Consider the following 20,455-nt stretch of genomic DNA (forward strand, 5'->3'; position numbering starts at 1 on the left):
ATGAAACGCTTATTGTGTGTGCTTCTGGCCGTCGGGCTCGCCGCCTGCGGAACCGCCGGTCCTCCGCCGAGGGCGGCTCCGGACCGCCCCGGCTGCGTGACGGACTTCTCCGCCGAGCAGGACTACTTCCCCCACCGGGTGCGGGCCGAGTACGCCCAGGGCTGGCAGGTCCGCTACGAGCGCTCGTACAAGGTGCTGAAGACGACGGTGCAGGCGGCCGGTGGGCACGCCGAGGCCGGCAGCCGCGAGATCGACAGCACCTACGTGCTCCTGCGGTGCGGCGCGCCACGGCCGGAGCTGACCGGCGAGCTGGCGGGCGCCACCGTCATCGAGGTGCCCGTCAACACGATGGTCGACGGCGGCAGCGTTCTGTACGCGGCGCTGGAGAAGCTGGGCCGGGCCGACGCGCTGACCGGCTCCGCCGAACCGTTCATCGGTGACGTCGAGGCGCCCTACTTGCCCAGGATCGCCGAGCGGATCAAGGGGGGCAAAGTCGCGGAGATCGGCTACGAGGTCAACTACGAGGCCCTGGCCGACGCCGACCCCGACTTCTACACCAACTACGCCGGGGACGACCAGACCTTCAGCAAGATCGAAGAGCTCGGCATCCCCGTCGTCTACTACTTCCCGTACACCGAAACGCCGCTCGGCGCGGCCGAGCAGATCAAGTTCCTGTCCCTCTTCTTCGACGCCGAGCAGCGGGCCCAGCAGGTGTTCGACCCGATCGAGGAGCGCTACACGAAGCTGCGCGCCCGGATCGACGCCTACGTCGCCGGCAAGGAGAAGCCCAAGGTGCTGATCGGCGCCGTCGGCGAGTCGGGAACGGTCACCACCAGGCAGCGCGAGCGGTTCGAGCCGCAGCTCATCCGCGCGGCCGGCGCGGAGCCGGTGCCCGACCTGCCCGGCGGCGGCATCGCGGCCCTGTCGCTGGAGCGGTTCCTCGACGCTGGGGCGGACGCCGACCACTGGATGGACCTGGTCTTCTTCCCCAAGCACCGGACGGGGGCCGACTACATCGCCGCCGACGACCGGCTCGCCCGCCTGCCCGCCCTGAAGAGCGGCAGGACCTTCCACCGCGTCGGGGCGCGCGGCTCCGACTACTTCCTCAACGGCGCGCTGGAGGCGGACCTGATCCTGCGCGACCTGGTGCACCTCCTGCACCCCGACCTCCTGAGGAGCGGCGATGACCTCCAGTTCGTCAAGCGTGTCCCGGCCGAGTAGCGCGCGCCGCGCCGTCGTCCTCGCCGTGCTCGCCGCCGCCGTGCCGGCCGCCTTCCTGGCCACGCTGGCCTGGGGGTCGGTCAGCGTGCCGCTGGACGAGGTCGTCGCCATCCTGCGCGGGCAGGAGCCGGCCCGCGGGACCTGGCGGGCCATCGTCCTCGACCTGCGCCTGCCCCGCGCGACGACGGCGGTGCTCGCCGGGACGGCCATGGCCCTGGCCGGGCTCGCCATGCAGACGCTGTTCCGCAACGCCCTCGCCGAGCCGTACGTGCTCGGCGTCACCTCGGGAGCCGGGCTCGGCGTGGGCCTGCTCCTGCTGCCGCAGGGCGCGACCACCGGCGTGGGCGCCTCGCTGCTGGCCGGACTCGCCCCGCTGCACGGGCTCGGCGTCGTCGGCGCGGCCGCCCTGGGCGCGTTCGCCGTCCTGCTGGTCATGCTGGCCATCGCCGGGCGGGTGCGGAACATGGTCATCGTCCTGGTGGCGGGCATCATGGTCGGCGCCTTCCTCGGCGCCGTCACCAACGTGCTGGTGTTCTTCGCCAGGCCCGAGGCCGTGGTGGCCTTCACGCAGTGGCAGTTCGGCAGCTTCGAGGGCGTGCGGGCAGTTCAGCTCCCCGTGCTCGCCGCCGTCGTCGCCGCGGGCGCCCTGCTGCTGACGCTCTTCGTCAAACAGCTGAACGTGTCGCTGCTGGGGGAGCGGTACGCCCAGAGCATGGGCCTGTCCCCGCGGCGGGTGCGGATCGTCGCCGTCGCCGCCACGGCCCTGCTGTCCGGCGCGGTCACCGCCTACACCGGGCCGATCGCCTTCCTCGGCATCGCGGCCCCGCACCTGGCGCGGGGCCTGCTCGGCACGGCCGACCACCGGTTGCTGATCCCGGGCTCGGCGTTGCTCGGCGCGCTGACCGCCCTGGTCGCGGGGATCTTCGCCCAGCTTCCGGGAACCGGGCTCACGCTGCCGCTCAACGCCGCCCTCGCCCTGCTCGGCGCGCCCGTCGTACTTCACGTACTGCTGCGGATCAACCGCGTAGGAGGAGGCTTCCATGTCTGACGAACGGCTGGCCGCCACGGACCTCACGGTGGGCTACCGCCGCCGCGCCGTGCTCTCCGGCATCGACGTCACCCTGCGCGCCGGCGAGCTGGCCTGCCTCATCGGCGCGAACGGCATCGGCAAGTCCACCCTCATGCGCACCCTCGCCCGCGCCCAGTCACCGCTCACCGGACGCGTCGAGCTCCGCGGCCGGCCCATCACCGACCTCTCGCCCCGCGAGCTCGCCGCGGAGCTGGCCATCGTCCTCACCGACCGGGTCGCCGCCGGGCAACTGCTCGGCTACGACCTCGTCGCCCTCGGCCGCGCCCCGTACACCGGATGGTTCGGCCGGCTCGACGACACCGACAGACGCACGATCGAGTGGGCCCTCGACACCACCGGCTCCGGGCACCTGGCCGGCCGCCCGGTGACGGAGCTCAGCGACGGCGAACGGCAGCGCCTCATGATCGCGCGGGCGCTCGTCCAGCAGCCCTCCGTCCTGCTGCTGGACGAGCCCACCGCGTTCCTCGACCTGGCCGCCCGGCTGGAGCTGGTCAAACTGCTGCTCTCCCTGACCCACGAGCACGGCCTCGCCGTCCTGATGTCCACCCACGACGTCGAGCACCTGCTGCGGCACGCCGACTCGGTCTGGCTGATCACCCCCGAACGCGAGCTGATCACCGGAGCGCCGGAGGAGCTCGGGCTGGGCGGGCACCTGCGGCGCATGCTCGGCGACACCGCCGCCTTCGACCCGCGAACCGGCACGTTCGCCTGGGACGACGGCCACGCGGCCACCGCCCGCGTCACGGCGCCGAACGAATGCCCGGCCGACCTGCTGGCCTGGACCGTTCGTGCGGTGGAGCGCGCCGGATACCGCGTCGGCGAGCAGGACCCCGCTGTCACGGTCGAGGTGCGGGCGTCCGGCGGCTGGCGGGTCGGCCCGCGCCGGCTCGATTCGGTGCAGGCGCTGGTCGCCTGCCTGCGCGACGGCGGCTGACGGAGGGCGGAGCTATCTGCGGTAGACGCCGATGGCCCAGTTCACCGGGCGGTTGGTGGACTCGCCCCAGAGCCCCACGCGTCCCGTGACGGTGACGCGCTTGCCCTTGGGCACCGTGAACTCCTGCATCGCCGTCGGGAACGGGCCCTCCTTCCAGATGCCGCAGCCCGAGCGCGTGGGCGACTCCTGGCCGCCGACTTGGTACGTGAACCACATGCGTCCGGCCAGGGCGCCCGAGCAGATCTGGTCGATGCCGACGGGGTCGCCGGTGCCCACCACCTGCATCTCGAACGTGGACTGGCCCGGCCAGACGCCCCTGAACTGGGCGAGCATCTTCTTGCCGTCCAGCCGCTCGGGCATCGCCCTGACCGGCTCGGGGAGGATCATCCGGGCGGGCGGGACCCACTCGTAGACCGCGAGGTCCCAGTCGGACCGCTGAGGCTTGACCGGCTCGCACGGCCCGTTCTTGGTCCGCATGACGCAGCCCCCGCCGGAGGTGCTCCGGTCGAACGTGACCGTGACCTCCTTGGCGTCCGCCGGCACGATCAGCGGACGCAGGTCCATGTCCTTGGGGCACGGCGCGAAACCTCGCGGGCCCGTGTTCCTGCCGTTCACCAGGATCCGTGGCGGCGCGCTCATCTCGCCGTCGCACCGCGCCGCGACGTCCAGCGGATTTCCGGTGACCGGGACCGTGACCGAGGTCTTCACCCCCGCCGCGACGAGCCTGGTCGCGGCCAGCCGGCGGTACACGGTGCCGTCGGGGGCGGTGTAGCGCTCGGGCAGGCCGGGCGCGGGCTCGGCGGTCACCGTCGTCGCGACCGGCTCCTCGGCCGTACCGGGCAGCAGGGCGACGGTCACCACGACGGCGGCCACCACCGACACCACCGACACCACCCCGCCCGCCACCGCCCGCCGGCGCAGCCGGGTCCTGCGGATGCGCGCGCGGACCTCGTCGTGGCGGTGCGGGTTCGCGGGCGACGGCCCCTCGGCCCGCTCGCGCAGGACGTCACGCAGATCTTGTACGGTCACCGGCGCAGCTCCTTCACCATCGCCTCGTCCTGTCGCAGCTTGGCCAGCGCCTTCGCGGTCTGGCTCTTGACCGTGCCCTCCTGGCAGCCCAGCAGCCCGGCCACCTCGCTCACGGGCAGGTCCTCGTAGAAACGCAGCACGATCACCGCGCGCTGCCGGGCCGGCAGCCGGCCCACCGCCCGCCACAGGTCCGCCCGCCCATCTGCGGCCGGATCGCCGGCCGGGTCGTGCCGCACCGCCTCGGGCAGATCGTCGCTCGGCAACTCTCTGCGCCATCGCCGCCGCCACCACGAGGTGTACGTCGTCACCAGCACCTTGCGCACGTACGCCTCGGGCTCGTCGATGCCCGGCCAGGCGAACCACGCCTTGGCCAGCGACTCCTGCAGCAGGTCCTCCGCGACGCCCCAGTCCCGGGTCAGCAGGTACGCGGTCCGTAACAGCCGGTCCGACCGCGCCACCACGAAATCCTGAAATATCGCCCTATCCGCCAACTTGACGTGCCTCCTGTACGAGCCGGTTGACGGTACTGACGCATCGACCACCCCACCAGGTTGCCCGCGCCCTCGACCTCTCCGTCAGCGACATGCGTCTTCTCGACAAGGAGGGTGGTGGGTGCCGCATTCCATCCGCCGGCATGTGAAAGGTGGCGAGTGCGCAAGAGAAGCCGGCGGAATTCAGTTCATGAGAAATGGCGTAGGTGGGGCCAGGGCTTCGTCTCGCCAAACTGCTCGACTCCGATGAATGGCCGAATTCATCGGATCGGGAATCTCCGGCTGTCCCATGGGTTCACTGTTCCGATCGCCGACTCTCAGTGCCTGTATGGCCATCACCTGGATGTTCTCGAGCCTCGGCACCGCCTGCACCTGGCACCAGGGGTCTGCGAGCTGCTGCCAGCCTATCGGTGATCCGCGCAAGCGCGACTTATTTAGAAGTACTTGGAACTGTCCGGGTTCGACTTCACAGTGTCGCGGCCTCTCGCTAGCCTGCTGACCGCAGGAGGAAGTCCATGATCATTGCATTGTGGAATGGCGTGGATATGACCGATCCGAGAGTGTGCGGGGGATTACAGCGCGATGAAGAATTCAATCTCGCCGAGGTCGGAAAGAGTCTCGGAGTTATCGGGGAGATATCCGGCCGTCAGCGCGGGGGTCGATCAGTTGCGGGATCTGCTGGAGCAGCAGTACCCGTCGTACTTCCTCAAAGTCATCAAGCCGCATCCGCGCGGCGCTCGGCATCAGTTGCTCCACCGAGGAAAGGCCATGCTCTACACCGCGTCATACGGGGGAGAAATCAGGACCGGGACGTCGGAGTCGCTCAACTTCTACGCGGTCATGCCGTTGCGCGGGGCCGGTTCCGTGACGCTCGACGGGGAGGACATCAGCGCGCCGATCTCCCTCCTGGGCCCCCAGCAGAAGATCGACATGCGGTGGAGCATCGACCACGAAGTGATGGTGATGCAGATTCCGTCGGCGCTGCTGCAGGATGCGCTGGAGCCTTACCTGGGTGAATCGGTCAAGGAGCGGTTGCGGTTCGAACCGGGGGCGGATCACGGCAGCGCGCTGGGGCGCACGTTCAGAATGTTGTCGTCGGTCGGGACGGCCGGTTCGCTGCCCTTCTCGGCCTCGAAAATCGCCGAGCACCACTTCGAGCAGTTCCTGCTGCACACCCTGCTCTCTTCCCAGCCGCACAACTACTCCCACGAGCTCGGCGAGCTCCCCGCCTCGTGGACCCCGGCCGCTCTGCGGCGGGCGACCCGCTACTGCGAAGATCACGCCGGCGAGCCGATCAGCCTGAACGACATCGCCGCCGCGGCCAGGGTCGGCGTCCGCACCCTCCAGCTCGGCTTCCGCGAGCATCTGCGGACCACCCCGATGGCCTATCTCCGTTCCGTACGGCTGGCGCACGCCCACGCCGATCTGGTCCGCGTCGCCGGGACGGACAGCCCGATGACCGTCACGGACGTGGCGCTCCGGTGGGGATTCACCCACCTCGGCCGGTTCGCGGCCCTGTACCGGCAGACCTACGGCCGGCCGCCGTCCAGCACCCGGCAAGGACGCCGGTGAGCAGGGTGGCCGCCCGACCTTGAGCAGGCCCGTTCAAGCGGGTGCCTGGTCCGCTCGTTCGAGGTCGATCGTCACCGCCGCGATGATCTGCCGCGCCCTGACCACGGCCGCGATGTCACCCAGTTGTTCGGCCGCCTTCAGCGCGGCCTCATGGAGGCCGGCCTTCGCGCGCCAGTCGCTGCGATGGTCGCACCAGGGCGTCAACGCCGCCGCCAGCTGGATGACATGGGACGGGAAGTCGTTCCTCAGCGCCTGGCGCACCACGGTGAACAGGACCGTGTGCTCGGCCTGGAACCACTCCAGTGCCTGCCGGCGGCAGGCGAGGCGTTCCGGCCGCACCCCGGGGGCCGGCGGGCTGGGCACGATCACGAGCGCCTCCGGCCTGAGCAGCCGCGTGGCCCGGTACGCGGTGTGCAGGTAGTGCTCGATCACCCGCCGTGCCGCCTGCCGGTGGAGCCGGACGTCGGCGACGCGGGCCAGATCGTGCGCGTACGTACGGAGCAGGTTGTGCAGCGTGACCCTGCCGGGGACGGCCTCGGCCACCAGATGCGCCTCCAGGAGCACGTCCAGCAGCCGGTCGGCCTGCACCCTGTTGACGGCCGCCAGACTGGCTACGGCCGCCCGGGCGATGTCGGGCCCCGGATGGATCGCCAGCAACGAGAACAGGCGGGCCGCCTTGGCGGGCAGGAGGTCGTAGGAGTGGGAGAACACCGTGCGCATGTCGGTGCGGGCATCCCGGGTGGCCAGCACGCTGACGTCGGTGCGGACACGGCGCAGCTCGGCCGAGAGCGCCGCGAGCGGAGCGGACGGCGCCGCGGTCGCGCGGCCGGCCGCGATGGTCAGGGAGAGGGGCAACCGCCCGCACAGGTCGATGATCTCATCGGTGGCGCGCGCGTCGGCCTCGACGCACTCGCGGCCCAACCGGCCGGCGAGCAGTTGCCGGGACTCGCGATGGGTGAGGACGTCCAAGGTGAGCAACGCGGCCGCGTGCCGGCTGACCAGGCTGTTCAGCCCTTGCCTGCTGGTGATCACCACCATGCACGCGGTGCCTCCCGGCAGCAGCTCCTGTACCTGCTCGGCGTCGCGGGCGTTGTCGAGCAGCACCAGCGCGCGCCGGCCTGCCAGCAGGGTCCGGTACAGCGCGATCCTGGCCTGCGGATCCACTGGAATCCGGTGTTTCGCCACGCCCAAGGTCTGCAGAAAACTGGACAGAACGTCATGCGGGTCCAGTGCGCTCTCGCCCGGCCCGAATCCCTGCAGATCGGCGTAGAGCTGACCGTCAGGGAAGCGTTCGGCGGCCTGGTGCGCCCAGTGCACGGCCAGGCAGGTCTTGCCGACGCCGGCGGTGCCGGTGATGACGCAGACGCTGGTGTTCCCGTCGAGCAACCCATCCAGCCGCTTCAGCTCCTCGTCCCGGCCGGTGAGCTCGGCCACGTCCGCCGGGAGCTGGCGTGGCGTGATCGGCGCCGCCCGCACCGCCTGGTCCTCCAGCAGGCCGGCGTGAATGCGCCGCAGCTCCGCGGAGGGGGTGGTGCCCAGTTCCTCGCTCAGCCCGCGCCTGAGCCGCTCGTACGCCGACAGCGCCTCGGCCCGTCTGCCGCAGCCGTCCAGCGCCAGGAGCAGGCGCCCCCACAACGGCTCGTGCCACGGATGACGGGCCACCAGCCTGCGGGCCTCGGGCACCAGCTCACTGTGGCGTCCCGCGGCCAGCCCCAGGTCGAGCCAGCGTTCCGCGGCGGTCACGTGCAGATCCAGCAGGTGAGCGGCGTCGGCCCCGTGCAGCGCCGGAGACTCGATCCCCTCGAACGGCTGCCCCCGCCACAGGCTCAGCGCCTGCTCCAGCGCCGCCGGCTCGGCTTCGGTGTCCAGCGCCGGCGCCGCCTCGGCGAGCAGGCGGCGAAACAGCAGTGCGTCGACCCGTTCAGGTTCCACCCGCAGCCGGTAGCCCAGTGACGTCGTCTCGATCGCCTCCGCGCCGAGCGTGTGACGCAGCCGGGCGATGTAGGTGTGAACGCTGCGCCGGACGTTGTCCGGCAGGTCACCCGCCCATACCGCCGAGGCCAGCCGATCCACCGACACCGTCTCGCCCGCCGACAGCGCGAGGACGGCCAGCAGCGTCCGCAGCCGGTTCGAGCCCAGCTCGACCCGGACCGTTCCCAGTCGCACGTCGAAGGGGCCCAGTACGGCCACGCGCAGTTCCCTTCCCGCGTCGGCGGTCACGCGGACCGGCCTTCCGGCGTCCGGCTGCCCTCGGTCGTCTGCCACACGCGGATGAGCCTAACCACGGGCCTGTGCCGGAGATATCCACGCCGCGTCCTGTCCGCTGCGCGTTCGGGATAGCGCGAGCGAGCATCACCGGCCCCTCAGAAGACCGGCCCCTCAGAAGACCGGCCCCTCAGAAGACCGGCCCCTCAGAAGACCGGCAGCGTGGGGGCCATGCCGAGGCGGACCCGTCCGACGGATTCGAAGAAGACGGCGGAGTGGTTGTGGTGCTGGAGCGCGACCATCCCGTCGCGGAAGAGCCGCTCGACGCCGTTGCCCTGATAGATCGAGGCGGAGCTGCCCAGCTCGTACATGGCCGTCAGCACGTCGCGGCCGACCTGCGCGGCGTGACTCATGGCGCCGCGCAGCGCGGCGCGCAGTTCAAGGGTGACGGGCTCGGCGTTCTCCCCGGCGAGGTCGATGTCGCGCGCCGCGGACAGCAGGAGCAGCCGGGCGGCCTGGAGCGCGGCCTCCGACCGGGCGATGACCGTCTGGGTGTGCGCTGAGCCGGCGAGCGTGCCGCCGGTCATCGTCCGCTTCGAGACCACGAGCGCGGCCGTCTCCTCGATGGCACTCCGGGCCACCCCGAGGACGACGGCGGAGCAGCCGGGGACGACGAGCGAGGGAATGTAGCCCTGGTAACGGGGGCGCTGGACGCGGGCCGGCACGTCCACGCGCGCCACCAGGTCGCCGGGCACCACGGCGTCCTCGACCATGACATCGTGGCTGCCCGAGCCGCGCAGGCCGGTGGAGTGCCAGGTGTCCTCGACCGAGAACTGCTCCCGGCGCAGCATGAAGAACCGCACGTCGAGCATGCCCTCGTCGGTCAGGAGCACGTTGTCGCCGTCCTTGATGTAGGCGGCCGCGGCGAACCAGTCGGCGTGGTTGATCCCGCTGACGAGCTTCCAGCGCCCGGACAGCCGGAAACCCCCGTCGCACGGTACGGCGGTCCCCACCATGCTCGACGCGGCGAAGACCGGCTCGGCACCCGATCCCCAGATCCGGGCGTTGCCCGGCTCGTCGAGCAGCGCGCCGATGAATCCCCAGTTGGCGTTCCACACGATCCACCCGGCGGAGGCGTCCAGCCGGCCGAACCCCTCGTACACCTTCAGCACGGTCTCCAGCGGGGCTTCGAAGCCGCCGAGCTCACGTGGCGTGAGCAGGCGGAAGGCGCCGCTGTCCCGCAACTCGCGCACCAGCTTCTCAGGGAGGTCCCGCCCGGCCTCCATGTCGGCGGCGGCCGCGCCGACGGCGGCCTCCAGTTGCGCGGGAAGATCCAGCGGGTGGGCTGTCTGCATGGTCATGTGCTCACTTCGTTCATGGTCGAGGTTCACGGTCGAGATTCACGGTCGAGGTTCATGGTCGAGGTTCATGGTCGAGGAGGAGGCCGGATGTCCGGGAGGACGGCGGACGGGCGACGTCAGGACGGGGACTCCGCATGGTCCTGGAGGGTGCGCGCCAGGAGGTAGGCCAGGTAGGCCTCGTCGGCTATCGGCAGGCCGAGCCGGTTGTTCGTCATGTGCAGGTACGACGCGAGCAGATGCGGCAGCAGGATCTCGGGATCGGAGATCACCTTGGGCGCCCTGGAGGTGCCCGCCTTGACGAAGGTGAGCCGGCCGGCGCTCCCGTGCTCCAGCACCTCTTCGCGCAGGCTCTCCCAGTGCCTGGCCCACATCGCCCGGAAGCCGGTCAGCCGATCCGGCTCGCCCCGCCTGATGCTGTCGTGCGTGTCCAGGAACCGGGTCGTGAGCACGTCCTTCATCGAGTCATAACACATGCGGTAGCTGGCGGTGTTGTCCTCGACGATGCGGGTCGTCGAGCTCCAGTAGTCGAGTCCGAACGACGAGTTCCAGTAGTCGTGATAACGCTCCAGGAAGGTCGCCATCCGGCCGGTGTCGCGCATGAAAGTGGAGACGCTGATCATCATGAGCTGGGCGGCCAGGCCCAGCAGCACCGGCCTGATGTGCACGTTGGCCGTCCGCAGCAGTCCGATGACCAGATCGCTGGAGAACTCGAAGTGCCGCTCCGCGAGGGTAATCCCGACCGGCCCGCCGTAGCGATCGTATTCCGGATGATACGGGCGGTGATGGAAGGTGTTGTTGTCCTGGACGGGGATCCGCCCCTCCGGGTACATCCGGCGCCGCTCGTTCTCGTCCGGATATTCCATGATGAACAGATCTTCCTGCGCCTTCAGCATGTCCTGGTCGAACGCGTACAGCGCCGGGCGGCTCGCCAGGAAGTCCCGCACGGCGGCCTCGGCGGCCGTGCGCACCGCGGAGGTGGCCGCCTCCGCGACCGGCTTCAGCCGGAGCCGGACGTGCGGGCCCTCCATCCAGTAGTTGATGAAGAAGTAGCGCTCCAGCAGCCCGCGGTCACGAAGGTCGCGAACCAGCGGTGCGACGCAGTCGGTCAGCATCGCCTGGGAATTGGCGCTGTAGAAGATGTGCAGCGCCTGCCACTCGCCCGGGGCCGGGGCAGGTCGCGACCGAGGATCGCCGACGGTGTGCGGCTCTGTTGTCATCCCTGAACTCCCTGTCTGATCAGTGACCGCGAAGCGGCCGGGTCGTGCCGGTGATCTCGACGGTCTGCTCGGCCACGTACCGTCCTTCAGCCGACCTCAGCCAGATCTGCTCAAGGTCGGGAAGCATCTCTTCGAGCACGATCAGGCGGTTGCCTTCGCGCGCCATCCGGTCCAGCAACTGGAGCGAGAGAACGCTGCCGAAGTCGATGTACTGGGGTTTGAACGTCGGTATGGAGGTGCCCGCGCCGGGCTTGAGCGGCACCGCGCCGAGTGAGGCGAAGACCCGCTGCGGCAGGCCGTGCTCCCGCTGCCAGCGCCGCCAGGCGAGAAACGACTCCGCCTCGCCGTCCCCGGCGCCGCGCGCGGGGAGGAAGCCGGGATGTACGGTCCACCTGCGTCTCGACACGACCAGGTCGCCGACGCGGATTCTCGGCCGGCTGCTGATCGTCGTGACCCGCTCGTGGGCGCGCGTGCCGCCCCACAGGTCGATCGTGGCGAAGATGGTCCGGGAGAACAGCAGCATCGCCCGCTGCACCTGGGGCAGCGCCGGCGGAATGATGAAGCCCAGGTAGACCGGGATGACCTCGCGGCCCAGGCGCCACGAGTACAACCGCAGCCGGCCGGTCCGCTCGTCGTGGAGCACGCTGAGGTCGTCCACCGCGATCTGTTCGGACTCGTCCCGGAAACTCACGTCGCCGGGACAGACCAGTTCGTACGGGGTGATCGCCGGATGCAGATTCAGGTTCGTGGTGTCGTACCCGCCCGTGACCTCGGCGAACACCGCGTCGGCCGGTTGCAGCTTGGCGAGTTCGTCCCGCAGTTCGGCGGCCAGCCCACCGCGTTCGGCGTCGTCGAAGCAGTGCATGAAGCGGGAGAACAACAAGGTCAAGCCGCTGTAGGTCTGGTTCACCACGGCGAACGGCGCACCGCCGTCGTCGCCGAGCTGCACGAAGAAACTTCTCGGCTCCAGGTCGAGCAGATGATCGGGCACCATGCCGGAGACCTCGTCGACGAACTCGTCGTCGAGCAGCACGTCGGTGCCGGACGCCGCGGCCAGTTTCATCCGGCGGATCAGTTCCCGCCGGGCCCGCGTCATCGCCTCCACCTCGGGCAGCCGCAACCAGTTCGGGTCGGGGACGAACACGCCGTCCTCGTCGAAGCTCGGCCGCGAGGTGACCTTCAGGTAGTAGGTGTAGTAGTCCTGGTGGAATTCGTGCACGAACCGCAGCACGTCATCGCAGCGTCCACCGACTCCGTAACGAGCGGTGAAGAACCCGTGCAGGCTCAGCCGCTGCGGCACCGTGGAGTCGAACAGCGGCAACAGGCGTGCCACCTGGCACAGCGAGGGGGTCAGCGATCGCCGCCACTTCTCCGGGTCGGCCACCGCGCCGGTGCCGGGGATGCTGACGTCCTCGTACACCAGGTTGCTCGGCGTGCTGGGCCGTCCCGCGCCGAGCTCGCGTTGCGTTTCCTCCAGGCCGGCCCTGATGATGCCGAGCAGCCTGCTGCGGGCCTCGTGATCGGCTGGCGGGTACAGCTTCACCAGCTCGGAGATGCCGCCGAGCCGGTCGGCGAGCGCTTGCGCCCATGGCGCGTCCAGCCGTGCCAGGCCGTTCCGGAACGACTCCACCGGGTCGGCGCTGTGGACGTCCAGGTGCAGGGCCGGCGCCACGAGCAGGCCGAGCTGGAGCAGGCGCCGCAGATACTCGCGCACGTCCTCGGGGGAACGGTTCGGCCGGTCGGCGGCGCTGAGCAGTTCGGCCAGCCGCCCGAAGGACACCTCCGCCCGCTCGCCCAGGATCCGCATGACCTCCTGCAGCAGGGTGCCCTGACGCAGGAAGAAGAGGTTCTCCCGCATGCTGTCCGCGCCCGTCGGGATGTCGTCGTCACCGACCACCCGGATCCGCCGCACGTAGCGCACCCGCTCCGTGTCGGCCCGCGAGCCCGACGTCAGGCGCACCGTGAGCTCGGGCCGCAGGTCGAGCTGGTCGACGATGACGTCTATCAGGCGGGCCAGCGCCGCGACGTTGAGACGGGCGTGAGCGCGCCAGACGACGTCGAGGTCGACCTGCGGGAAGAGGGACCCGCTGCCGGGTACGAACCGCCCGAGCGCGACAGCGGTGAACGTGCTGAACGGGCTCGTCTTGCAGGCGGTGCGGTACACGTACTCCAGCAGCGACCGCTCGATGCGGCGGGCGCGCTTGTTCAGCGGGCCGGCCCCGGCGTCGAGATAGGCCGGCAGGTAGCGGTCCAGCGAAGGAGACGCCAGCAGCACGCCCTTGCGCAGTCTCGGATCGCGGGCGAGTTCACGCAGGTGGGCGCGGGCCAGGCCGGTTTCATCGGCCACGACGGCGGCGCCGCGCCGGAGTTCCTCGTCATAGGCGGCGCGCTGGTCGAGCCAGCCGAGCAGGGCGGCGCGACCCTGGTCGTCGAGGTGCGCGGCGAGCGCCCGCGCTGACGCCAGGTCCTTGGGGAGGCGGCGGTTGAAGACATCGCGCCGCAGCGTGAGCAGCCGGCGACGCTGCCGTTCGTCGTCATTGTCCGCGATGGACTCCTGCAGCGCGTCGGCGATCACCTGCTTCGCCGCGTCCATGGCGGTCTCGGCCGCCAGCAGGGCGTCCGCCCATCGCACCCCCCGGGGGTTGGTCAAGGGGGCCACGGCGTCGATGGGCATCCCGGCCACCCGCAGCATGAACTGCGGGGTGACGATCCACTGCCTGCCGTCGTCCTGGCCTGCCGGGGAGTCCGTGCCAAGGGGGAAATCATGGTCTATCAACCGGTGTCACCTCTTCGGGTCGGTGAGATCAACGGAGCCGGAAGTGGAAGTCGGGAGCCTTCTGGCGCTCGTGCCCCAGCATCACGATCAGCAGGGGCCATTCCCGGGCGTCGTCATCGCCGCCCGGATCTCGCCGCCTGTCCAGGTGCTCGGCGTACGACACGTTGTCGAAGCCCAGCGCGGCCCCGCAGCCGATGTTCGCCGCGGCCGCGGCCAGATACATGGCCTGGGCGGCGGCGCCGACCTCCGCGTTGAGGAACCGGTAACCGCGCTGGCCGGTGGCCGCGATCACCGCGTGCGGCCGTGCCAGCACCGTGACGACGGCGGCGACCTGCTCCAGGTTGTAGTTGTTCAGGAAGTAGTTGCGCTGCAGGAACGACGCGCTCACACCGACGCCGAGGGGGAGCAGCGTGTTGGTGGCGAGGTCGTAGTCGTACGCGTCCGGGGGGACGCCGTCGACGTGGCCGGCGAGCACGGCCAGCCTGGTCAGCTCCGGCGTGCCGTCCGGCTGTTTGACATCCGACACGAGCCGGGCTCCCAGGGTTCCCGCGCGCAGCACCGCGGCCAGTTCGGCCTGTCCGAGGCGGTGGTGTGCGCTGAATCTGCCGAAGCTGCTGCGGCGAGCGCGCAGGGCGTCCCGCACGGTGGCGTCGAGCGGGAGCGGATCGGCCAGCTTGATCGCGTCGCCGCTGCCGCCGCTGCCGCCGCTGTGGCTCGGCCTCGCCGCCTTCAGCTGGTCAGCCGGTGCATCGCCGGGCGGCGGAGTGGCGACGGTCGAGGCGTGCACGCGCTCGACCGCGGGATGCCGGACGACGGTACGTGACCGTTCCGCGGGGACGGCGGTGACGCGAAGTCCGGGCCGGCCCTCGGGGGACGGGCCTCCGCCGCCGGGCAGCGGCACCACGGCGAACACGCTTTCCTCGTGCGTCCGTACGCCCAGCAGCCGGTTGAGTGCTTCCTCGTCGAAAGTGAGCAGCGGGCGCAGCGGAACTCCCGCCGCCCTCGACCACAACTGCCACGTCCCCAGCGCCGTGCCCACGTCCATGGTGACCACGTGGTAGCCGAAGGCCTCGTACTTGAAGGTGTTCTTCCAGAACTTGACCGTCACGAGCAGGAACTGGTCGCCGACGGCCTCCGCCGGCGCGATCGCCTGACGCACCTGGCTCGTCACGTCACCGATCAGCAGTCTCTGCACACCGTGCTGGGCCGGCGAATAGTTGTAGACGCCCGGCAGCATCGGCCCGCCGGGCCCGCAGACCCAGTAGATCTCCAGCGGGTACAGGCCACCCCCGGACGCCGTGCCGCGAGACCAGACCGCGCGCGGATAATGCGGCAGAGCCACCGTGTCGTCGTTGACCGTGACCGCCAGCCTGCGCCCGCCGTACGCGTAGGAGTCGCACAGCATCTCGTAGAGCATCGGCAGGGTGAACGCGCCGCCGTCGCTGGGCGGCTGCCCGGTCAGGCTCGCTTCGAGAGAGGCGAGCTCGACCTTCGCGGCCGGCAGCGGGACGGGCGTGACGCCGGGATAGACGTTGTGCATGCGCGGCTGGTCGGCCCAATCGGGTTTCAGGCTCCAGTCCTCCGCCGGCGATCGGTTGCGGCGCATGATCGCGGCGATGTAGTCGCTCGCTGTTTCGAACGCTTGCTCCGTGTCCATGGACGACTCCTCAGGCGCGCCGGTAGCGGCGAGCAGGTGCGTTGGCCGGTTCATCGGCCGGTTCATTGGAAGGGGTGCGGAGCCCGGTTGAGCCCCGAGGCTTCGAGATCGCTGTCGCGGAGTCCGGCCCGGCGCAGGACAGTGCGGGTCCGCGTCATGTGCAGGGCGCGCTGGCGGTCCCACCCGAAGTCGACCGGCAGCAGGCCGGGGATCACCACGCTCGCCGTGTGCAGGCGGATCTCCGCCTGCTCCGGCGAGGTCTGGTCCACCACGATCACGTCGAAACCGGCCTCGACCACGGACTGAACGCAGAACCTGAGGTCGTCCAGCAGATCCAGGGTGCGCGGCCGTTCGTGCCGCCAGCCCCGGTACACCTCCTCCACCGGGGGAAGCCCGGCCGGTCGGCCGCCGTCGCCGAGCAGATGGGCGGCGTACCCGGCCATCTCGGGCAACCCGTAGAGCGGGGCGTGATCGGACAGCGAAACCACCTGGCTGAAGTCGGCCGCCTTCGCGGTGAGCTCGTCGGCGCGCAGCTTCGTGTAGCCGGGGAAATCCGGGATCGCGGACGCGACCTCGTACAGGCCGGAGGCGATCGCCTCCTCGGGATCGAGACTGGCGCCGGCCCCGAAGAGCAGCCTGCCCACGCCGCCCCCTCTGCGCTGGGCGACGGCGATGACGACCGGGATCGGAAATTCGATTCTGGCGTCGAACAGCCGGAGGTCGTAGCCGTACATCGAGAGGCGATCAGTCATCAGCCGGCTGCTGACCCTCGTGCTGCTGTACGGGTCGATCTCGCGCAGCCGCGGCTTGGCGTACCAGGCGATCAGGAACGCGTCACGCTCGACCAGTTCGAGGAGGCCGTGGAGGATCGCCTCTTCCAGGCAGCCGCCGGACGCGCACCCGTTCGAGCATTCCTGGACGAATCTGCCGGTCTGGTCGATCAGGTGGTAATAGGTGATCGCCGCTGGGACCAGAAGGGGACGCTCATCGCGCAGCGAGTAACCCCATACCCAAGGAATCGCCAGATCAGGATGGTAGGGCGTGTAATGCCGGGACCTGGCGTAGAACTCTTCGGTGTACAGGCCGCATTCGGCGGGATCCAGCGCCGAGTCCCGCAGATTCCGGTAGGTGCCGACCACCGGATCGGAGAAGCGCCGAGGCTGGGTGCCGGCGATCCGCTCGTGGGCTTCCAGGATTCCCAGGAGCGCGCTGCGGGCGTAACTGTCGGAGTGACCGGCCCAGAACGTCTCATGGACGTACCCGCCACCGGGGACGTCGATCCGGCCTTTCACGTTCGCCGTCGTCGTGCTCGTCATGCTCGGCTCCGCGCCGGTGCCGGCCATCCCGCAGACCGGGTTCGCGTACGCTCCGAATTCCAGGTCGTGGTCGGCGGCTGAGCTGATCCGGAAGTCGTCCACCGACCGTTTCGTCTGGCTGCGCAGCGTTATGCGAGCGGCGTCGGCGCTGTCTTCAGCCGGAACAGCGCATCGAGGGCACTGCGAGTCCGCGACGATCGGGTGACGCCGCACCGTCAGGTCTCTCAGCCGTAGTTCGTGCACGAACGGATGTCCGTGCCGGTCGGTGTGTCTCCGTTCCGGCGGCACCCGGACGATCTGCTGGACGGTCCGCCAGATCGCCTCCAGGCCGAACCGGGAGAGGAACGGGGACGTGTGGTGCGCGACGAGCGACGGCCCGCCTTGCAGGGCCTCACGTTCCACGCCGGTCCGCAGCTGCTGCCACCGTCTGGCCAGGCAGTGGAAACAGGGGCGTGCGCTGTCGAACGGGCCGAGCAGCACGGCGTCGCCGTGCACATGGACAGGCAGCAAGCCTGCCGTGTCCGTGTCTGTGTCCGTGTCCGTGCCTGTGTCCGTGCCTGGGTCCGTGCCTGTGTCCGTGTCCGGTGCGTCAAGCCGCCGCATCGCGTTCTGCGCGCCGAGGAGCGCCACGCGAACCGTCACGGGCCGCCCGGTCGTCCCGGCCAGTCGATCGTGCAGGTAACCGGCTACCAGTCGTCGATCGTCCGCGAGCGCCTGGGGGACCCGCTCCTTCATCACGTGCATCGCGTCAGGAGGACCCGGCAGGTCACCACGGCCGCCTGAGACCTGAGCTCCGGAGTCGTGGTGTCGACGACGAGAACGTCGCGGCCCTCGCCGGCGAGCTCGGCGACCAGGGCCGCGAGGTCGCTGGGGACATCGGGGTCGGTGCGGTCGATGGGGCCTGTGGGGTCGCTGGGGGAGCCGTCTGTCGTGGCCGGCACCGGTTCCCCGGACGCGGGCACGGCCCGGGCGTCGAAACCGGGCAGTAGCGGCTCGCCGAGGTCGACGTCCTCGATCTTCGCCAGGTGACGCAGCTGGACCTGCCCGGCGAGATCTCGCAGAGCTCCGACGAGCGCGTCCTGCCGGGACAACGCTGCCTGGACGGTCCACAGCGGCCGCTCGGCGGAGTCCGCGGCCCGAGCGAGCACGATGCCGGCGTTGCGCCAGGGGGAGAGCTCGAGCACCTCCGGGCGGAGGCTCAGGTTGCCGCAGGTCCGCAGTAAGAACTCCAGCTCGGAACCTGTTTCGGGATCCCCGCACACGACCGGACGAGGTTCACTCCGTCCCGAGACCGCCGCGCGCAACGCCTCGAACGCGATGGCGGACGACAGGCCCGCCCGGACGGCCTCACCGAGGCTCGCCCCGGCTCCGGCACCCGCCCCGCTCCGTTCGAACCACGAGTCGGCGTTCAGTCCTGAGAACGGGTGAACCGCCGCGGCGGGCACCAGCCGCTGTTCTCCGCTCACCAGAGACGTCGAGGGAAGCCATGGGAGCGTCTCGCGTCCCTCGATCGCCAGCCCCGTGGAGACGGACAGGTCGGCAGGGGCGACCGTGTGCGGCAGCTCCGTCGAGCCGGTCACCGCGTTCCGGACGCTCGCCACCTGGCCGACATAGGCGAGCAGCGCGGCGCGCACCGCGCTCCGGCGCGCGACGGGCACGTAGTGCAGGTCGAACGCCGTGATCAGCCGAGTCCGCACGTCGGATCCGGCCTGGGCGCCGAGGCGGACCCTGCTGACCTTGAGCGGTGACTGGTCCAGAGCCGCGTCGTCGAACGACGACAGCAGACCCGTGTGGGAGCCGACCAGTTCGTCGGCCTCCTTCAGCAGCGCCCTGAGCCGCTCCTTGTCATCATGACCGGCGCCATCATGACCGGCGCCATCGTGACCGGCGCCATCGTGAGCGGCGTCGTGAGCGGCGCGGAACGGTCGCGGTGGCGTCTCGTGGACGACGGCCGGCGTGACGGGCCCGGCGCCGAAATCCTGGTGCTCCGCGCAGGAGGGGCAGAGCGGGTGCGGCCACAGCCGCTCGCGCCTGGCCTCCAGCGTGGAGACGTCCTGGATCAGGACGCCATGGTCCGTCTCCGCGTCGAAGCAGCCGGTGACCAGCCGGAACAGGTCGAAGGCGAGCAGATTGCCGACCATCGCCGCGAGCTGCGGATTGAGCCTCGGCGCGGCCAGGCCCGCGGCTCCGCACGCGATGCCGCGCCACAGGGCGGCCGCCTCGCGTGGCTCGGCGTTGGCTCCGTAGCGGAGCATGGAGCACGTCCAGCATCCCGCGGTCGCCGGGCGGGTGACCGGACCGATGACGACGCTCGAACCGATCGAGGTGGCGGGCAGCACCACGGGACCGCCGTTCACGCCGGCGTCGATCAGCCGCCGCAGCGTGGCCATGCCGATGTCGTCGCCGGACGCGAGCACGAAGTCGTAGCCGTTCAGGGCGTGCGGCGTGAGGGCCTCGTCCAAGGTGAGGCCCGGCAGGTGGACCTGCGGAGGGCTTCCGGCCTCGGTCAGGTCCGCGACGCATCCCGCCAGCCCCGCGAGAGCCGTGGGGGAGCCCTCGGCCGGGCTCTCCGGCGAAGACTCGACCAGGCTCAGTGAGGCGAGCCCGTTGCGCAGCAGGCTCTCGGCCGCCGCCCGGTTCACCCGGCCGGTGCCCAGCATCAGCACCTTGGCCGTACGGAAGCGCAGAAACCGAGACTTGGCCTCGTCGACGAAGTGCTCCACATAGTTCAGCTGAGAGGCGAACACCTGCTCGACGGCGGGGTCCAGATCGATGTCGCCCGCCGGAGGTACGTCGCGCGCGAAACCGTTGTCGATCAACGACCGGACCAGGGAGACGACCATCGCCTGCCGTTCGGGCGCGAGGCCCGCGCACAGCTCGGCAAGCGTGTGTTCGGCGGTCAAGTACGGTGCGAGCGAGCACAGGAAACGGTAGGCCCATCGTCCTTTGACGACGTACACCTTTTCGGTGTTGCGCACCACGACTTTGTCGCCGACATCGTAGAACAGCACGTCATGACCCAACCTGGGCCGGACCGCGAGATCATCGGCCGTCGCCGGCTTTCCCTGTCCCGCCTCTGGCTCAAGCTCTGTAGCAGTCATCGTCGAGATCACTTCCTTGGCGTTCGACGCCATGGGCGTTGTGGTGATGAACAGGCAGGAGACCGTGGGCGGCCGACCGCCACGCGACCTCTCTGACAGGCGCTGCGCGTTACGTCTCAGGAGTATGGCCGCGGCTTCTTTCGCGTCTCTTTCGGCTGTTGCCGCAGGTGGCAGCAGCGTGAAAGGGGTCGTTGCGATACTGCGCCTGTTCGGCCCGATCGTGCGAAGGAAAGGAAACGCGCTGTGCGGACCATCGTCGAGAAACCACTGTCGGATCTGTTCCAGGAGCTGGAGCAGCTGGGGTCGGAGACTTTCGAGGTCTCCGACTACACCGAAGTCGACATCCACCTGTCCCCTGTAGCGGCCGCCACGAGCTGCTGCGGGTCCACCAGCACCACGAGCACGAGCTGCAGCAGCGGAACCCAGAGCGGAGAGTGCTAGGGATCCGCGGCGGAGCTGCCCGCGCCGCGGGAGCAGCGTGACGT

The 20,455-nt window shown here is 70.3% G+C and carries 14 protein-coding genes; 5 read left to right on the forward strand and 9 right to left on the reverse strand.

Annotated elements, in window-relative coordinates; all coding sequences use genetic code 11:
- Positions 1-18 precede the first annotated feature (18 nt).
- From B0I32_RS33195 to B0I32_RS33205, 3 genes are read left to right on the forward strand one after another with little or no spacing between them, the layout of a single operon-like run.
- Positions 19-1,221: an ABC transporter substrate-binding protein gene (locus tag B0I32_RS33195; RefSeq protein ID WP_181308037.1), complete on the forward strand. Its 1,203-nt coding sequence runs from the start codon at positions 19-21 to the stop codon at positions 1,219-1,221.
- A complete protein-coding gene (locus B0I32_RS33200; protein ID WP_106246526.1) occupies positions 1,184-2,269 on the forward strand; it encodes a FecCD family ABC transporter permease in 1,086 nt (361 codons plus the stop codon). Before B0I32_RS33195 ends, B0I32_RS33200 begins: the two co-directional genes overlap by 38 nt.
- On the forward strand, positions 2,262-3,245 hold the full coding sequence (locus B0I32_RS33205; protein ID WP_106246527.1) for an ABC transporter ATP-binding protein: 984 nt from the start codon (positions 2,262-2,264) through the stop codon (positions 3,243-3,245). Before B0I32_RS33200 ends, B0I32_RS33205 begins: the two co-directional genes overlap by 8 nt.
- Before the next feature lie 12 nt (positions 3,246-3,257).
- Here B0I32_RS33205 and B0I32_RS33210 read toward each other — a convergent pair whose 3' ends face one another.
- Together B0I32_RS33210 and B0I32_RS33215 are read right to left on the reverse strand one after the other, a co-directional pair.
- Positions 3,258-4,274 carry a hypothetical protein gene (locus B0I32_RS33210; protein WP_106246529.1) on the reverse strand — a complete coding sequence of 339 codons (1,017 nt, stop codon included), beginning with the start codon at positions 4,272-4,274 and terminating at the stop codon, positions 3,258-3,260.
- On the reverse strand, positions 4,271-4,816 hold the full coding sequence (locus tag B0I32_RS33215; RefSeq protein ID WP_342751794.1) for a SigE family RNA polymerase sigma factor: 546 nt from the start codon (positions 4,814-4,816) through the stop codon (positions 4,271-4,273). The genes B0I32_RS33210 and B0I32_RS33215 overlap by 4 nt, the downstream gene beginning before the upstream one ends.
- 615 nt (positions 4,817-5,431) lie before the next feature.
- Here B0I32_RS33215 and B0I32_RS33220 point away from each other — a divergent pair.
- Entirely contained in the window at positions 5,432-6,337 is a 906-nt protein-coding gene (locus tag B0I32_RS33220; protein ID WP_181308040.1) for an AraC family transcriptional regulator, read from the forward strand.
- A 33-nt stretch (positions 6,338-6,370) separates the two neighbouring features.
- On the opposite strand, the gene B0I32_RS33225 is transcribed toward B0I32_RS33220, so the two are convergent.
- From B0I32_RS33225 to B0I32_RS33255, 7 genes are all read right to left on the reverse strand, one after another.
- Positions 6,371-8,602: an AfsR/SARP family transcriptional regulator gene (locus tag B0I32_RS33225; RefSeq protein ID WP_106246534.1), complete on the reverse strand. Its 2,232-nt coding sequence runs from the start codon at positions 8,600-8,602 to the stop codon at positions 6,371-6,373.
- 146 nt (positions 8,603-8,748) lie between these two features.
- Positions 8,749-9,903: an acyl-CoA dehydrogenase family protein gene (locus B0I32_RS33230; protein WP_106246536.1), complete on the reverse strand. Its 1,155-nt coding sequence runs from the start codon at positions 9,901-9,903 to the stop codon at positions 8,749-8,751.
- Between the two features lie 116 nt (positions 9,904-10,019).
- A complete protein-coding gene (locus tag B0I32_RS33235; RefSeq protein WP_106246537.1) occupies positions 10,020-11,120 on the reverse strand; it encodes a lantibiotic dehydratase C-terminal domain-containing protein in 1,101 nt (366 codons plus the stop codon).
- Positions 11,121-11,139: 19 nt separating this feature from the next.
- Positions 11,140-13,896, reverse strand: a complete 2,757-nt coding sequence (locus B0I32_RS33240; protein WP_146178399.1) for a lantibiotic dehydratase — start codon at positions 13,894-13,896, stop codon at positions 11,140-11,142.
- A 28-nt stretch (positions 13,897-13,924) separates the two neighbouring features.
- Entirely contained in the window at positions 13,925-15,553 is a 1,629-nt protein-coding gene (locus B0I32_RS33245) for a SagB family peptide dehydrogenase (protein ID WP_106246540.1), read from the reverse strand.
- Positions 15,554-15,615: 62 nt separating this feature from the next.
- Positions 15,616-17,379, reverse strand: a complete 1,764-nt coding sequence (locus B0I32_RS33250) for a TOMM precursor leader peptide-binding protein (protein ID WP_181308042.1) — start codon at positions 17,377-17,379, stop codon at positions 15,616-15,618.
- A 224-nt stretch (positions 17,380-17,603) separates the two neighbouring features.
- Positions 17,604-19,880: a TOMM precursor leader peptide-binding protein gene (locus B0I32_RS33255; RefSeq protein WP_181308044.1), complete on the reverse strand. Its 2,277-nt coding sequence runs from the start codon at positions 19,878-19,880 to the stop codon at positions 17,604-17,606.
- Positions 19,881-20,213: 333 nt separating this feature from the next.
- Here B0I32_RS33255 and B0I32_RS33260 point away from each other — a divergent pair, with 333 nt between their 5' ends.
- Positions 20,214-20,411, forward strand: a complete 198-nt coding sequence (locus tag B0I32_RS33260; protein WP_245956185.1) for a thiazolylpeptide-type bacteriocin — start codon at positions 20,214-20,216, stop codon at positions 20,409-20,411.
- Positions 20,412-20,455 lie beyond the last annotated feature (44 nt).

It is taken from the genome of Nonomuraea fuscirosea (genome assembly GCF_003001935.1).
Classification (GTDB): domain Bacteria; phylum Actinomycetota; class Actinomycetes; order Streptosporangiales; family Streptosporangiaceae; genus Nonomuraea; species Nonomuraea fuscirosea.